The organism is Photobacterium indicum (assembly GCF_003026215.1).
GTDB classification, from domain to species: domain Bacteria; phylum Pseudomonadota; class Gammaproteobacteria; order Enterobacterales; family Vibrionaceae; genus Photobacterium; species Photobacterium indicum.
In genome coordinates, this window is sequence record NZ_PYOC01000002.1 from 1 (window position 1) to 16990 (window position 16990).

A 16990-nucleotide genomic window follows, 5' to 3' on the forward strand; every position below is an offset into this window, starting at 1 on the left:
ATTAATACTATTATTATCAATACGTTAAATTCAAAATGAAAATTTCTACGGATGATTTTTTCAGAAAAACTAATGTATTAAAATAAAAATTAATACTGTTAGCATATTTTTTCAACAGTTTACTGCTAGAAATTCACACAGAACGTTATCGTTTGCTTTTTATCTGAATAAAGTTACAGAGGTTTCAATTACGATGATTATGAGAGAACTGTTTAATATGAAAATCCGTAATTAATAACTCAACCACTCTTCTAGCTGCTGGGTAACAGCGGGATCACTTAGCAATTGCATATGATTCATGCCATAGAAAATTTTCTGTGACGTCTCAGCAAACGATAAATGATGATCTTCGACTTTATGGATACCCAAAGCGCTGTGAAGGGGAACAAGCCCATCCCCTATTAATCTATCAGCTAAAAGGCTTCTTTGGCTGGCAGTTGTAGCAGCAACAGTAAAACAAGCAACCAGGGGCGGTAACGATACACTCAAACGTTCGTCAGCATGGTTACCAAAGCGTTCTTGCCCTTGCCAATCCTCATCAATAATATAACCATAACGCAAATCGGTGATCCCTGAACTGCGAAGATTGCTAAGCCTATTGAATGGGGCGGTATAAGGGATTGCACTTAATATTGCACCTAGCTTATTCCCTGCACGCTCCAATGGCGCTCCGTGATGCGGCGTACCAAGAAAAACAATATTTTTAATCACATTTGGCCAGTGCTTTGATTGCTGAAAACCATAATGAACGGCACTGCGCGTTAATAGACCTCCCATGCTATGAGCAACCACTGTCAGCTCTTCTATTTCAACGGGCCAACTATCGACTAACTGTTCAAGCAGCTCAGACAACTCCCTTCCATTTAGTGAAACATGGAGGCCAGTATTGTATCGAAGATAAACAGGGGTATAACCTAGCGTGGATGATAGTTGCTCACCATGATTGACCTCCGTCCCTTCATACTCACCACACCATTGGCGATCATTCATGCACAAACCATGGATCATCAACAATACTTTATTCTTCGCTTGTGGAATAACAAGTGCTTGCTCTTCATCATTCCAACTTAAAGCTTGCTGCTGATGGTAAAAAGTCATCGGAATTGCTAATTGGTTATTTGACTCAACGAGCTGATCGCCCATAATCCCATTTAATGCAGACAAAACCGCCGTACGCTCATTGGTTTCTGTTTTATCTTTATCTAAGGTGTCGAACCAAGGCTGTTGTTTCTCAAGTACCTTATCTACACCACTTCCCAATAATTGGGTTACGCCATAAATACTGTTATAAACAAGGCCAGTAATACCTCTTGTACGACCGGGGTCTTTACCTCCAGGCATTCCCAATGTATTCCATACAGATTGGTGAACACCTTCAGCAATGCGGGTTACATTCATGGTTGCCTGCGTAGCCAACTGCCCCATTCCGCGAAGATCAGAAGCACGCACATGCTTAAATCGTTTTTTTGACGTTTGTATAACCATTCATGAACCCCTTTCGTCTATTGTTTACATAGCACGTGTTTATATAGCGCATGTGTACATAGAGCGTCAGTTTAAATAGAGCGTCGTATAAGCGAGTAACTCATACTGAACAAGCTACACCGAATAAGCCACTGAGTTCATAGTGAATGATTACGTGCTAATTGTGAACCGCTTATTTCTCACAATAACTTATTTATCATAATAAAAAGCAGAGCACGGTATTACTGGTTTGTAATACGAATAGTGCTCTGCTTTTATTTTGATCAATCTATATTATTTATTGAGTTACATACAGATCACGCGTAAAACGCCCTTCTGATGCATTCGTTTTCGAATAGCCACCCACTTTCGTTTGCTTCAATACTGAACGAGTATAGAAATATAACGGCACCGCTGGCATTTCGTCGGCAAATACTTCTTCTGCCTGCTGGTAATAATCATTACGTTTGATATCTGTTGGGGCTTGAATAGCAAGCTTCATCGCCTCATCGTAATTAACATTGCTCCATCTTGCGTAGTTCATACCAGTGCTTTCAAAGTATGATAAAAACGTTGATGCCTCGTTGTAATCACCCATCCACGCATAACGTGCAACATCAAAATCACGCTGAGATAGTTTTTGTAAGAATGTTTTCCATTCTTGGTTTGCTAGCTCAACTTCAACGCCTAAACTTTTCTTCCACATCGAAGAAACAACAATCGCCAATTTCTTATGTGATTCACTGGTGTTGTAAACCAACTCGAACTTAAGCGGGTTCTTTTTATCAAACCCAGCTTCTTTTAATAGCGCTTGGGCTTTCTTGGTACGCTCTTTCTGGCTCATGGTTTCCCATGCAAGCTTCGGAGCTTCAAAACCAGACACTGAAGGTGGCGTTACACCATAAGCCGGAATTTGGCCTTGTCCCAAAATGATGTCTGTTACAACATTACGATCGATGGCATAGGCTAAAGCTTTACGCACTCGCACATCATCAAACGGCTTTTTATTAATATTGAACAAATAATAATACGTACCCAACGATGGCATTGTTAGTAGCTCATCAGGACGTTGCTTTTTAATCGCATTGTATTGTTCTAAAGGAAATGACGAAGTGATATCAATTTCACCGGTACGGAAACGGTTATACTCTGCTGTTAAATCTTGAATTGGCAGGTAAGTAACTTTGGTTACTTCTGTCTTTTCATTGTTCCAATACGTTGGGCTCTTTTCCAACACGATACGTTCGTTCAATACCCACTTGCTTAACTTATAAGCGCTGCTTGTGACGATATTTTGGGGCTTCGTCCATGCGTCACCATATTTTTCGATCGCAGCTTGGTAAACAGGATACGTCGATTCATGTACTAACATTTTAGCAAAATACGGTACGGGTTTTGTTAGCGTAATTTGAAGCGTTTTATCATCGAGCGCTTTCACACCTAGCTGATCTGTCGATAACTCGCCTTTATTGATTTCATCGGCATTCACAATATTTGCCATCGTGTAATACCAGGCATAAGGTGCTGCTGTTGCAGGATCAATCACACGCTGAAAGCTATATTCAAAATCTTTCGCTGTTATCGGTTCACCATTCGACCACGTAGCCCCTTCTCGTAAATGGAAAGTATACACTTTTCCATCTTCTGACTTTTCCCAACTTGTTGCTAAAGCAGGAATAATATTGCCAGCAGTATCTTGAGTCACTAACCCCTCAAACATATCTTGAATAACACGAGAGCTCGCAGTATCAGATGAATACGCGGGATCCAGCGTTGGCACTTCATCGCCATTACCACGAACGATCTCTTGAACCTTTGCTAACGTAACCCCTTCAGGTACATCTGCAGCTGAAACGGGGGCAATAACCAACGGTGCCGCAGCCAGAAGAGCAACCATTGCCGCTAACTTAGATTTCTTGATGCCTTGCATATCAAATCCTTTTAATCATGGATACCAATCTAAATAATTCTCTGATCATTCACTTATTCAGAGTGGTATTAGAAAACACAAAACACATACAGCACGTACTTCCATCTCGCGCTTTTTGTTTTGTCAAAATGCAACTATTTGCTTACCCAGAATACTCTTGGAAGAATAGTTTCATAGCAATAAAAGGATAAAAATGAGGGATATATGGCAGTAGTCACAAAAAAAGCCGATGATTATCATCGGCTTTTGGGGGTGTTCGATATTTTCAGGCTAACTAGTCGTTGTCTTTAAGCTGAATACCTTCACGAGTGATTTCAATCAGACCTTGCTTGTATAAGCCACCGATTGTTTTCTTGAACGTTGCCTTACTTGTACGGAACGCTTCGAAAATTTCATCTGGTGATGATTTATCACTTAGTGGCATGAAACCACCTTTTCGTTCTAGCGACTTCAACACTTTATCTGACAAATCGTCAACTTTGCCACGGCCTGCTTTCTGTAGTGACAAGCTGATTTTACCGTCTGGACGAAGTTCTTTCACAAATGCTCTCAGCTTCTTGCCAACAAACAGTTTACCAAAAGACTCTGTTTTGAAGATAAGACCCCAGTGCTCATTTTCAATCGCCACTTTGTAGCCAAGGTCGGTAATTTCGACAATTGTTACTTTCACTTCTTGGCCAACAGTGTAATTAGCCGGTGTGTTATCAAGGAAACGGTTAAACTTCGTTGAGCCAACAATACGACCCGATGCTTTATCGGTATAAACGCGAAGCATCACGTTGTCGCCTTCTTCCAACTTACGGCGTTGCTCACTGAATGGAACTAATAGGTCTTTAACCAAACCCCAATCAACAAATGCACCAAAGCTGCTAACGCCTACAACACGTAGCTTAGCAAACTCTCCTACCTGAACCAGTGGTTCTGTCGTGGTTGCAATGATGTCATCTTGCGAATCAAAATAGATGAAAACTTTCAGCTCATCACCCAGTTGCGTGCCGGCTGGAACAGAATTCTTTGGCAAAAGAATATTACCAATGTCTTCACCACCATCTAGAAACACGCCAAAATCAACTAGCTTGACGACTTCTAATGTGTTGTATTGTCCAATCTTAATCATGAATCCGACACTCTCTGAGTAAATAATAACGATACGTTTCGTAAAGGTAAGTCACAAACAGCGAGACATTACGCTATATACGAGTATCAATACGAACTTTGGTCGCGCATTATACGTGATGTTAGTTCAGCTTGCCTGACCTATCTTCGGTTATTTGACTAAATTTCATGCTGTTGACACAAATCAATGCAAAATCAGCTAATAATACCCACTTAAATACTCTAAAATTATAACCGTAAACATCAAATAACAACCTGCATAGAGGCATATAAACGAAGTGATCACTGTCGAAAGAAAAGATGGGCATAAACTAAAGATTTCCCATGTCATCCAGGAAACAACTAATCGACAGCTTGATATGTATATTTTCGTTCCTGGTGAACTTGGCTTACATTCCAATATCGTTACCGAGGATGAATTTTATCACAATGCAATTCACGGAAAACGTACTTACTACAGCGATATTAACCACCTACCGCTAGTACACAGTCGACTCGCCAGCAGAGGCAAACTCTCCAGTGAGCAGTATCGTTTAAGTTTGAGTTTGTATGCCTATCAATATGCGCTTGCGCTCGAGAAATCAGCTCAGCAATTATTAGATGATAAACAAGAACGCGATTTAGAAGAGGTAGCAGAAGTCGCCCAACTTTGTGTGCGCATTCTTAAGCGTTTACGTAGAAGTCGCCCTACAGATAAAAAGCTACTGAAGTACTACGAAAATATCGATAATTATTTATCATGGTTTACCGAACAACGTTGCCTTGCATTAGTTGCACACCTACCTCGCGGCAAGGAATACCCAGAAATAAAGGAAATGCTGCTAGAGACCTGCAAAACAGAATCAGAGCACCGAACTAAGCACGACTACAACTCAACAAAAGCAATGCAAGATCAAACGCGTATGTCTAACAAAATGCGTTTACTGCGGCGCTTGATTGAATACCCAGTAACAATGAAAGAAAAAACCATTGAACTGGGTAAAAATACCAAGAAAATTGTGACTGGCTTGGCTGCAGGTATCGTGATGATTTTCGTTACCATAATGCTGATTAAAGCGCGCGGTTTCTTAGGTGATATTACAGCCTCTTTCATCTTGGTACTTTCTTTGATCTATGCGGCTCGTGAAGTATTTAAAGACGATTTAAAAATAATGTTATGGCGCTTATTACGCAAAGGTAAGGCAAAGTGGCGTAAGCAATTCTTCGATGCAAATACAGGCCACCTAACAGGTCGGCAGCTTGAATGGCTGGAATATACCAACTACGACGCATTAGAAAGTGATATTAAAAAGGTGCGTAAACACCAAGTATCGCAACGTGAAGAAACGATATTGCACTACAAAAGTACCACTCGTATGTCACCCACTAAGTTTTTAAGTGGTTATGAACAAACACTTGAATCTATCATGCTTGATTTACGTGTATTTACTAGTTTAATGGAAAAAGGATCACAGCGAATCTATCAACTCAGTGATGGGCAGGTTACCAAGGAGTCGGTTGAAAAACGTCACTTAATTAACCTGATCACTAAAGAAACAGATGAAGATGATACGGTGCGTATTCAGCGATGGAAAATCATCATGAACCGTTCTCGCATTGTGGATGTTGAAGTCATGGAAATGGTCACACCTGAAAAATAACAAGCCGCAGTGGAATATGGCTTAGCCAAAATTCAATCTGTCAGTGCTAGTTCGTAACCTAAGCTGACAGGTTCCACCACATCCATTAATCTTCTGATCTAGCCTAGCTGGAAAGCTTTTAGTGTATTTCTTATCATTAATAAAATCCCAGACAGAAAATATGACTATTGTTGATATTAATATTGATTAGTCATGAGATTTTCTATGCGTTACCTGAGTTTTCTTGTCTTCAGCACTACCATGGTGTCATCCGCTTACGCTATGAAGCCAATTCCCCCGCAAAGTGGCTTCAGTGGTTTTATCAATCTCGGAGCCGGTGTTACCAGCGTCGAATCCAACACGCTGGCAAAGTTCGGCAGTGTCGATCTCGGTAACAAAAGCATCGACACTCTCACTAACTCACCTGATAGTGAAACTTCTGGCCTACCTGTACTCGGTCTGGAGATCGCCTACACTTTTGCCAGCACCCGTACCCAGATATTTTTTGGTAACCAACTTGAAGACTATATCCGCTTCGATTTTGCCGCTCGCGCTGGTGTACGGCAAGAAATAGGTAATGCTGGTGTAATCGGTGTTAGCTTTTTGCAAACCCCGCTTGCGACCGAAGTGTGGGAAGATCCCTTTGTCACTGACACCAATCGTACAAACACCGATCGTTCCAGCAACGGCTATCGACTCATCTGGGATGAAATATACGGAACCGGACTGGAGCTTCGCTACTCTGCACGGGAAGTTGATATCGATAAGGAACGAAGTGGTGAAGAGCTGGGATTGTCTGCTGCCGATCGCGCTCTGCTGGATCGTAACGGCGATAGAAATCGTTTCTCTGTTCAATACACTTTTAACAGAGACGAGAATAAACACATAATTACCCCTGCAATAGCCTATATCGATCAAGATCTCGACGGCGACGCCGTAGCCTATGATGGACTGTCTTTTAATATAAACTATATTTACTCGGTTAATCGCTGGAAATTTGTCACCAATGCCACTTATGCGACTCTGGAATACGATGAGGCCAACCCTGTTTACAGTAAAAAAGCAGACAGTAATCGATACGGTGCCAGCTTTACTGCCTTCTATAACAAACCTTTTGGTTGGGATGGCTGGCTGGCCAATGCTGGTGTGGTCTGGTTTGAAGAAGATAGTGATATTAACTTCTATGATTCGTCAGTAAACCTAGCAAGTATTGGGATCTTATACCTGTTTTAATGGAGTAACCTTCAATCATTGACGTTCAATGGATTGCCTCCACCTTTTTTATTGACTGTATGTAAAGGCAGGCACTCATAAATTAAAATATCATCTTGTACTACAAGATGGTTAATTGTGCCTATCCTATTTTGTTATACCTGTTTAGGGTCATTTAGCGATGGCCTCTTGATGCATTAACAACCCATTCATTATCTTTAATGATTAACAATATCTGCACATCTTCTGTTTTTATCTTTGCTTTATAATTCCTCTGGTTCCAAAAATAACTATTTTTATAATAAGTCTAACCATTTTCTATTTATCTTTTTTATATTAACGAGGGATCAGCACGTGTTTGCATCTATTAAAACACGCATTGCAGTCAGCTCTGGCGTAGCAATGATATTCACGCTTGCCATTGCAATGTGGTTTACCACGCAATCATTCACTTCCGTTCAGCAGCAAATTACCAACCGTGTTACTGAACAATTAAAAACAGCAACAGACAATAACCTCATAGCTGCAGCTAACGAGCAAAGCAACACACTAAATAACCAACTGGCTCCGGTTTTAGCTAATCTTGACCAATTACGTACCATGCTCGAATTAACGGCATCACAACAAGGCAGCGCCGATCTTTTGGTTCAACAATTTGTCGCTAGCCTTAAAAATCAAAACAAAAGTGTTTTTGCCGGTTACATGGTATGGGAATCATCACCTTGGGCTGCACCAGTCACGCAAGAAGGCCTTGCTTCATTAAATAAAGCGGGTTACCTAGCACCATTTTTTTCCCCTACCTCGGCTGGTGGCTTTGAACCCACAGCAATGGATTCCTTCCAAAACCAATCGCTTAATAGCAATGGAGAACGTATTGACGAGTGGCATCTCGCGCCGTATGAAACGGGGAATACGTTTGTTATGGAACCGTATTATTACGACGTGCGTGGCAACAAAGAGCTGATCACTACTATCAGCCAACCATTGAAAGTTAACGGAAAAATCGTTGGTTCATTAGGTTTTGACTGGTCGCTGGCTGAATTTCAAGGCCAAAGCCAACAACTTGCTAGCGAGCTGTATGACGGCCAAGGCGACATCATGATTACCTCATGGCAAGGTAATGTGATGGCGCACAGCAAAGCACCTGCCGATGTGGGTAAGGCTGTTTCTGGTGATATTTCACAACGTTGGGGCGACATTCAACAGCTCGCCTTAAGTAACAATCAAACACTGCTGACGATCGGTAACGACATCATGGCCGTATCATCAGTTAATACCACAGGCAAACCATGGATTGTGTTGGTATCGATTCCTTCTAACGTGTTAACCAAAGACGTGAATGCTTTCACCGATTGGAGCACAGAGCAAAACGACCAAGCCATCACAAACGGTGTATTAGCGGGCTTATTCGCAGCCATCGTGGGTATTGTGGCCATGATTTTACTGGCAAACAACATCGGCAAAATCATGATGCAGTTAGTTGAGCGCATGCGTGATATTGCCGAAGGTGAAGGCGATTTAACCCGCCGTATTGAAATTCACAGCAAAGACGAAACGGGTCAACTCGCACACTGGTTCAATACGTTCGTAGCACGTATGCAAGAAACCCTGCGTCACGCGACCGAAACCGCGGAAGCCGTGGATCGCAATGCCGTTGCCGGTACCGAAAAAGCAGATGATGCGAAAACAAAACTGGCGATACAGTTGGCTGAAGTGAACTCATTAGCCACCGCTATGAATGAAATGAGTGCCACAGCCAATGAAGTGGCAAGCTCTGCTGTTCAGGCCGCCACCGCTGCGAGTCAGGTGCAAGTGAGTAGCCAGGAAGGCATTGCGAAAATGGATTACGCCGCCTGTTCAGTCACCGAATTAGCAGAACGTATTAACAATGCACAAGCGCAAATCCAGAACTTGGCTGAATCCAGTGCCGCGATTCAGAACATCTTGTCTGAAATTGGCGGTATTGCGGATCAAACTAATTTACTCGCTCTTAATGCCGCGATTGAAGCTGCCCGTGCAGGTGAATTTGGCCGTGGCTTTGCCGTCGTTGCCGACGAAGTTCGTAGCTTGGCAAATCGCACACAAGGATCAACCGAAGAAATCCGTGGCATGTTATCTCGCCTCGAAAGCGAAACCCAATCGATCGTAATTTTGATGGCCGAGAGTCAACAACAAGCTCTCTCAACCCGTACCGAAACAGATTCAGCTCAAGCTGCATTAGAAGAAATCAATGCCGCGATTAACGTGGTCAACGATATGAACAACCAGATTGCATCTGCCGCAGAAGAGCAAAGTTTGGTCACCGAAGAGATCAACCGCAACGTAGTGATCATCAACGAAACCGCCAATGATGTGGTGGATAGCATGAATGCATCATCTACCTTGTCGGAACAATTGGCTGACACGGCGACAACATTGCGTACGGAGCTAAATCAGTTTCGCACATAATCACAGCCTTACATATATTCGATAACGTATAATATAAAAGCCACCGAAATTACTCCTCGGTGGCTTTTTTTGATATTAAATTCAATAACAACGTAACAACACGACCGCAAGCGCAAGGCGAGTTAGGCTAACAACAAGGATAAAAAAGCAGAAAAAAACGCCACGTCTTGATCTGAAGTGATAAAAACAAGAGCAAGGGCAAATTTACTCGATGAAGAATATCTTATGCTACTCATCCCATAAAAGTGAATGATTTAAATTTATGGGCAAGAAGTTATATAATCTCGAGGTAATAATGTTCAGCATCACCATAAATGGACAACTGTTTGAGGTCGATAAAAATCAAACCCTACTTACTATCGCCAGACACCATAACATCCATATCCCTTCACTCTGTGATTCAGATACTTATGGAAAAAAACACCTCTGTGACCTTTGTGAAATCGAGGTTGATGGTTTTGGTATAAAAAAAGCATGCAAAATAACGCCATTTGATGGCATGTCAGTAATCACAGAATCTGAACAGTTATCAAAACGTAGAAAAAAAGCGCTTATTCGAATACTGTCTGAACACAAAGCTGAATACTGCGAAGCTCCTTGTCAAACGGCTTGCCCTGCAGGTGTCGACATTCAATCTTATCTTTATCATATTTCGAAAAATGATCACAAGAAAGCAATAGAAGTCATTAAACAGACATTACCTATGCCATTATCAATTGGTCGAGTATGCCCTGCATTTTGTGAAGCCGGCTGCCAACGTCGATTAATTGATGAACCACTTGCAATCCGTCAATTGAAACGACATACCGCTGACATCGATCTTGCTGCTCTAGAGTCTTATGTTCCAGCTCGAAAACCTCATAAAGATAAATCCATCGCTATTATCGGTAGTGGTCCTGGTGGACTAACCTGCGGCTACTACCTTAGCAATGAGGGTTATGATGTTACCGTGTTTGAAGCAATGCCCAATCCCGGAGGCTGGCTTCGTTACGGCATTCCTGAATACCGTTTACCCAAAGCTATTCTTGATAAAGAAATTGAAATAATGTGTCGAAACGGTATGGAGATTAAAACCTCCTGTAAACTTGGTGAAGAACTTACTTTATCTGAACTAAGCGAGAAGTATGATGCTGTCTGTATGGCAGTAGGCGCATCAAAAGCCGTTGGTATGGGCTACCCAGGTAGTGATTTAAAAGGGTGTTACCTTGGGGTTGATTACCTCAAAGATTTTGTAACAGAACAACAATGCATAACTGGGAAAAAAGTAGCAGTAATCGGTGGTGGAAATACCGCAATTGACTGCGCTCGTACTGCTGTAAGAGCAGGAGCTGATACGACGCTGATCTATCGCCGTACTCGAGCAGAGATGCCAGCAGAAGCCTATGAAGTTGATGAAGCCGAAAAGGAAGGCGTCAAGTTTAGCTTTTTGACTAATCCTGTAGAAAATATTGGCGATGAACACAACAGGGTAAATAAGGTCTGCCTAGAAAAAATGGCGCTTGGCACACCTGACTCATCAGGACGTTCACGTCCAGAACCAACTGGCGAATATATTACCCAGGAGTTTGATACTGTTATTGCTGCCGTGTCACAAGCCCCAGACCTCAGTTTTCTTGATAACGACAATATCGACATACCATTAACCCGCTGGAATACTATCGATTGCGATGAAACAACAATGCACAGTGGTGTCCGTAATATATTTGGTATTGGTGATTTTCGCCGTGGTCCTGCCACTGCGGTAGAAGCGGTGGCTGACGGTAGAGTCGCAGCTAAAGCAATTGATTGTTACTTGAATAGCAATATGAAAAGTCTGCAAAGCAACTCATTCAACTTTAGCAATAACTCAAAAATGCAGTTTGTTAATCCGTCACATTTAACGAACGTAACACAAGTCATGAGATCTCTAGCTCGAGGACAGACATCAGAACAAAAAGAACTCAACTTTTCTGATGCCATGAAACATATATTACGAGTGACAATGCCTGAACTAACCGTTGAGCAGCGACGATTAAATTTTAGTGAAGTCGAAACAGGGTTTACAAATCAATCAGCTATAACTGAAGCCAAACGTTGTCTTGAATGTGGCTGTCAACTCAGAAATAAATGCGATCTGCGAGATTGCGCATCAGAATATAGAATAGATGCCTCTGAGCTCACAGCTATCAACGGGCATAAAGCAGCCAATAGTTATTTTTCAAATAATACAATACCACTCTATATGACAAAGTAATTACTATATATACCCAAGTCACCTCAAGATGCTCGTTTCAGGAGGACAAAAACAACAAGAAAAAACCTGATTATACTACCGTAATCAGGTTCACATTTTTATGTCGGAACAGCTTCAAATATGCTAACTAGTGTTTGAAAGTATTCGTTTCAGTTTCGCTAGTGGCAGTAAGATCGCCTGCCGGATTAATGAGGTGAGGTAAAATCTGAGGTAAATTTAGCTCGATATCTTTATCTTCTACTGAATTAATGACCTCGTTATACCAACCAAGCAAGCCTAGTACAGCATAGCCAATCGCATCATCACTTTCGCGGTGCTCAATAATTATCTGTAGAAACCGTAAGATAGCCTTATCATTTGATTTAGCTTGCTTTAAGGTTTCTTGAAAGATATCTGTTGCCTCAGCAATTAAACCTTCATATTCAGTATCAATCGCAACTTTAAAAGACCCACCATCAACGGAAATTTTCATATCAATTCAGCCTACTATTCTAATTGAGAGGAATATTATCGAATAAACTACAACTTGTCGCTAAATGCCCTCTAAAACACTCTTTAAATGGTTAGACCTAAGTCAATAATGAAGAAAATCATGTCTAGATAGGCTTCGTTCTTACTTAGCTTGTAATACCCCTACTTTTTGTCTCTTGTTACTCAGCATTAACTTGTTACTCTTTAAGGAGAGTTACTCGACACCATCATGCTTTTGATAAGTGAGCAGTCAATGAAGACCCTGTCCCAACTTGTGTTCAACAATACTTACAGTGAATTACCAACGACCTTTGGTACAGCTGTAACACCTCAGCCGCTATCTGACCCTTTTTTGGTTAGCGTTAATCCACAAGTTGCTGAAATGCTAGAGCTAGATCCCCAAGAAACACAAACAAACTTCTTTGTTGACGTATTTACTGGCAATGAAGAGTTGGCAGGCACAGCGCCGCTAGCAATGAAATATACAGGGCATCAGTTTGGACATTACAATCCTGACCTTGGGGATGGTCGTGGCTTGTTGTTGGGTGAAATATTAACATCAACAAATGCTAAATGGGATATTCACTTAAAAGGCTCAGGTAAAACGCCCTACTCTCGCCAAGGTGATGGTCGTGCAGTATTGCGTTCGAGTATTCGCGAATACTTAGGCAGTGCAGCACTTAACGGGCTGGGCATTAAAACCACTCACGCGTTGGCACTGTTAGGCAGTACAACGCTGGTTTCTCGCGAGAAAATGGAACGTGGTGCTACCTTAATTCGTGTGGCTGAAAGCCATTTACGTTTTGGTCATTTCGAGTATTTTTTTTATACCCACCAGCACAGCGAACTTAAACTGCTTGCAGACTATTTAATAAAGCATCACTTTCCCGATTTACTTACTACTGAAAGTGAGCAAAAAGATAAACAAACTGCATCACCTAATCAGCACAATAATATCTATGCCAGCATGTTGACGCGTATTGTGGAATTAACAGCCCAGTTAATTGCAGGGTGGCAGTCGGTCGGCTTTGCACACGGTGTAATGAATACAGACAACATGTCGGTATTAGGGCTCACTTTTGATTATGGCCCTTTTGGTTTCCTTGATGATTATAATCCCGGCTACATTTGTAACCATTCCGATTACAGTGGTCGCTACGCGTTTAATCAACAGCCTTCCATTGCTTTATGGAACTTGTCAGCATTGGGTTATGCACTCACACCGTTGATTGACAAGGAAGATGTTGATGCAATATTGAATCGTTATCACCTCACACTACAGCGTGATTACAGCGCAAGAATGCGTAATAAATTAGGATTAATCGAAAAACGAGAAGAAGATACCGTGCTCTTTTCGAGTCTGTTTGAGCTACTTCAATCACAAATGGTGGATTACACACTTTTCTTCAGAACACTATCGAGTATTTCAGCTACTGATTTATCTATGAGTGCATTACCTAATAGCATTGAACGTTTTGAAGATTTATTCTCGTGTATCCAACCACTAGAAACATGGCTTAAGGCATATGCTGTTCGTCTGAACTTTGAAAAAGACGGTGATGAATCACGGTTAGAATGGATGAAACAACATAATCCAAAGTACATATTACGAAACTACCTTGCTCAACAAGCTATTGATAAAGCGGAAGATGGTGATTTCACCATGATAGATGAGTTAGTACAGGTGCTATCATCTCCCTTCGATGAACACCCAGAATTTAATCAATTTGCAGATAAACCGCCATACTGGGGGAAAAAACTGGAGATTAGCTGCTCGTCCTAACACTTACACACAGAACAATAACGTTTTCTGTCACAGTTAGTAACCATGAAATCACTGTATGTAATGGTTACTAACATAAGAATCACTAGCTAAATGATTTATGTGCGACATGCTTCACGCTTCATTAATTCCCTCGCGTAAAAATGAAAATTATTGCTACCGCTCTATTTACAACAATTCCCTGCCTGTTAAATTCCCTACCCAATTTGAAAAACGTCACAAAACAACATTGTTGATGTTAAATACGAATCAATAAGTAAATACTATGAAACAAATATCTAGTTTTGAATGGGGGCGAATAATTGCCCTATTTGCCGTTATCGTCATTCATGCAAAGCCATTCATGACAATGCCAATCATAGATGATTTACCATGGGTCGGTTTACTCGCTAACCAGACAAGTCGGTTTGCTGTGCCTTTGTTTTTCATTTTAGCGGGTTTTCTTGTTCAACCTCGATTAATAGCAGCCCCTTTTCAAGCGCTTAAGCACTACAGTTTTCCGTTACTCAAAGTGTGGGCGGCATGGAGTATTATTTATCTACTAACCCCATTTAACTTACAAGCGGTAGCAGAAAAAGGGTATTTAGCCGAACGTACAGGCTATTGGAATTACTTAATGCAGAACCCTTTAAACACGCTTTTTGAAGGTGGTTTAGTGCATTTATGGTACATTCCAGCATTACTAAGTGCCGTAGCAATACTGGCAACGTTGATCTCTATTAAACAAGAAAAGTATATTCTTCCTATAGCCTTATCGCTTTATGTCTTCGGGCTAATTGCTGGCAGTTATCAGCCAATTTTTGAGGTTGAATCGCCTTTATTAACGCGTAATGGTCCTTTCTTTAGTACCTTAATTGTTGCGCTTGGTTTTGAAATTCGTCGACGTAAACTGACAATCTCGCAGCCTATCGCTCTGTCGCTGTTATTAGGGGGAATGTCACTGCACTTAGCTGAAGCATATTTCTTTATGTCAAGAGGGATAGATTTTAATATTCATGACTTCTTAGTCGGTACACCAATTTGGGTGTTAGGTATCTTCTTTTTGCTTCAAGCTAACCCGACATTTGGCGACTGCCCACGCGTATCTCGTTGGAGTAAAGATGTACTAGGGGTGTATTTATGCCACCTATTAGTCATTATTTATATTTTGAACATTACGCGTATGCTCAACATCGATGATCTAATAAGGGATCTCACTATCATCCCTCTTACTTTTATCTTCTCGATGGCATTAATATGGTTGATTGAGCTAACGCCACTTAAACGTGTATTGCTACGTTAACGATTAATCCCGTCTTTCTCTCTATACATAAAAACGGCATCTTGCTTTTACTACACTAAAAGCTTTAAAGATGCCGTTTTTCTATGTCTATTGATTCGATGTTATGACTTAAGAAGTATTAACTCAGACTTATCGGTTAAATCCGCTGATTACTGACAAATAACTGTATCAACATCATGTTCAAGCAACCAACGCTGTAACTTAGGTGCTTGATGAATGAAATGTGTAACGACATCACAAGGCTTACCTGCATTTGCAGCAGATTTAAGTGCTTGTTGCACCAATGATAAAATCGCTTCATTTTGATCATCATGCAAATAACTCAGTGAAGCATTACTTTGATCGAGACCCAAAGCGAATTGACCCAACTGATCAATATCAATCACAATACCGTCAAAGTACTGTAGAAATTTATCGGCTAACAATGCATTAGCTGGTAATTCACACATAATATGCACTTTCAAACCATCTGCGCCACGGCACAAACCTTGCTCAGCTAATAGATCAATGATGGTTGCAGATTCACTTAACGTACGAACGAACGGAATAACCAATTCAATATTGACCATACCTTCAGCATTACGAGCACGTTTAATAATTTCACACTCAAGTTCAAAGCTACCTCGATGCTTCTTCTCTGCAAAACGAGAAACACCGCGCAAACCAATCACAGGGTTTATTTCTTTATTCTCTAATTCACTGCCCAGTAGCTCACTGCGTGTATGCGAATCTGCCCCTGAAAGTTTTACCTTTAATGGCTTACCCTTCATTTTTTGAGCTGCGCTAACTAACGCGTTTGTCAATTCAGAGACATAGTATTCCGAAGGTGCGCCATGCTCCCCCGCAAGTTCAAGTACTTCCTGTTGCTTTTTGTCGTCCAACTGATGTGTATTAACGACCGCATAAGGATGAATACCGATAAGTGACTGACTCAAAGCATCTAGCGACACTAAGCCAATTGAACAATCCTCATTCGCTAATTGAGCAGTGTTTGTCAGTAACTCTAAATAATTCAGTTCAGCCTGAGTTCTATTTGTCATAAGGCACCAATACAACCATGTTAAAAAGTGCGCGAGGTGTCGTTATCATCCATTGATGACATCGCCCTCATTTAAGAAGCTTAAGTTTATCAAAGCCGTTTATAAAACAATGTAAGCACAAAACAGCCCTACCTTGAATGGCACAGCACCATCAAAATAAACCACCAATAATCATGCATTAAACATGCATTAAACATGCAATATCAACTTTTACCCACCTCCTTTTTCAAGAGGTAAAACATTACCACAGAAGATAGATAAGTGACTGTTAATCATGTTTCATTGCTTTATTCTGACATTACTGTTTCATGACTAATGTAGCAAGCCTTTAAAATATTAAATTGCAAAAGTATTCATAAAACAAGAATAAAACAAACCAAATCGCTAGTGCT

General features: G+C 41.1%; 10 protein-coding genes and 1 pseudogene. 6 read left to right on the forward strand and 5 right to left on the reverse strand.

Features of this window, described 5'->3' with window-relative positions; translation table 11 throughout:
- Window positions 1–231: 231 nt before the first annotated feature.
- The 3 genes from C9J47_RS05965 to C9J47_RS05975 all read right to left on the reverse strand — a co-directional run bounded on the left by C9J47_RS05965 (window position 232) and on the right by C9J47_RS05975 (window position 4511).
- Window positions 232–1485 (reverse strand): esterase/lipase family protein, encoded by a 1254-nt coding sequence (locus tag C9J47_RS05965; RefSeq protein WP_107252718.1) that lies wholly within the window; start codon window positions 1483–1485, stop codon window positions 232–234.
- A 277-nt stretch (window positions 1486–1762) separates the two neighbouring features.
- Entirely contained in the window at window positions 1763–3394 is a 1632-nt protein-coding gene (locus tag C9J47_RS05970; RefSeq protein ID WP_107252719.1) for a peptide ABC transporter substrate-binding protein, read from the reverse strand.
- 274 nt (window positions 3395–3668) lie between these two features.
- Window positions 3669–4511: a CvfB family protein gene (locus tag C9J47_RS05975; RefSeq protein WP_006232031.1), complete on the reverse strand. Its 843-nt coding sequence runs from the start codon at window positions 4509–4511 to the stop codon at window positions 3669–3671.
- Between the two features lie 277 nt (window positions 4512–4788).
- Between C9J47_RS05975 and C9J47_RS05980 the strand changes: the two genes are divergently transcribed.
- The 4 genes and pseudogenes from C9J47_RS05980 to C9J47_RS05995 all read left to right on the forward strand — a co-directional run.
- Window positions 4789–6150 (forward strand): hypothetical protein, encoded by a 1362-nt coding sequence (locus C9J47_RS05980; protein WP_107252720.1) that lies wholly within the window; start codon window positions 4789–4791, stop codon window positions 6148–6150.
- 192 nt (window positions 6151–6342) lie between these two features.
- Window positions 6343–7362 (forward strand): DUF2860 domain-containing protein, encoded by a 1020-nt coding sequence (locus tag C9J47_RS05985; protein ID WP_245903326.1) that lies wholly within the window; start codon window positions 6343–6345, stop codon window positions 7360–7362.
- 333 nt (window positions 7363–7695) lie between these two features.
- Window positions 7696–9789, forward strand: a complete 2094-nt coding sequence (locus C9J47_RS05990) for a methyl-accepting chemotaxis protein (RefSeq protein ID WP_107252722.1) — start codon at window positions 7696–7698, stop codon at window positions 9787–9789.
- 295 nt (window positions 9790–10084) lie between these two features.
- Window positions 10085–11974 (forward strand): annotated as a pseudogene (locus tag C9J47_RS05995) (FAD-dependent oxidoreductase); the annotation flags it as partial.
- Window positions 11975–12149: 175 nt separating this feature from the next.
- Here the strand turns inward: C9J47_RS05995 and C9J47_RS06000 are convergent.
- Complete coding sequence (locus C9J47_RS06000; protein WP_107252724.1) at window positions 12150–12494, reverse strand: hypothetical protein; 345 nt, start codon at window positions 12492–12494, stop codon at window positions 12150–12152.
- Between the two features lie 252 nt (window positions 12495–12746).
- Here C9J47_RS06000 and C9J47_RS06005 point away from each other — a divergent pair, with 252 nt between their 5' ends.
- Window positions 12747–14276, forward strand: coding sequence for a protein adenylyltransferase SelO (locus tag C9J47_RS06005; protein WP_107253438.1), 1530 nt, complete (start codon window positions 12747–12749; stop codon window positions 14274–14276).
- Window positions 14277–14541: 265 nt separating this feature from the next.
- Window positions 14542–15558: an acyltransferase gene (locus C9J47_RS06010; RefSeq protein WP_107252725.1), complete on the forward strand. Its 1017-nt coding sequence runs from the start codon at window positions 14542–14544 to the stop codon at window positions 15556–15558.
- Between the two features lie 149 nt (window positions 15559–15707).
- Here the strand turns inward: C9J47_RS06010 and C9J47_RS06015 are convergent, their stop codons facing one another.
- Entirely contained in the window at window positions 15708–16598 is an 891-nt protein-coding gene (locus C9J47_RS06015; RefSeq protein ID WP_107252726.1) for a putative PEP-binding protein, read from the reverse strand.
- Window positions 16599–16990 lie beyond the last annotated feature (392 nt).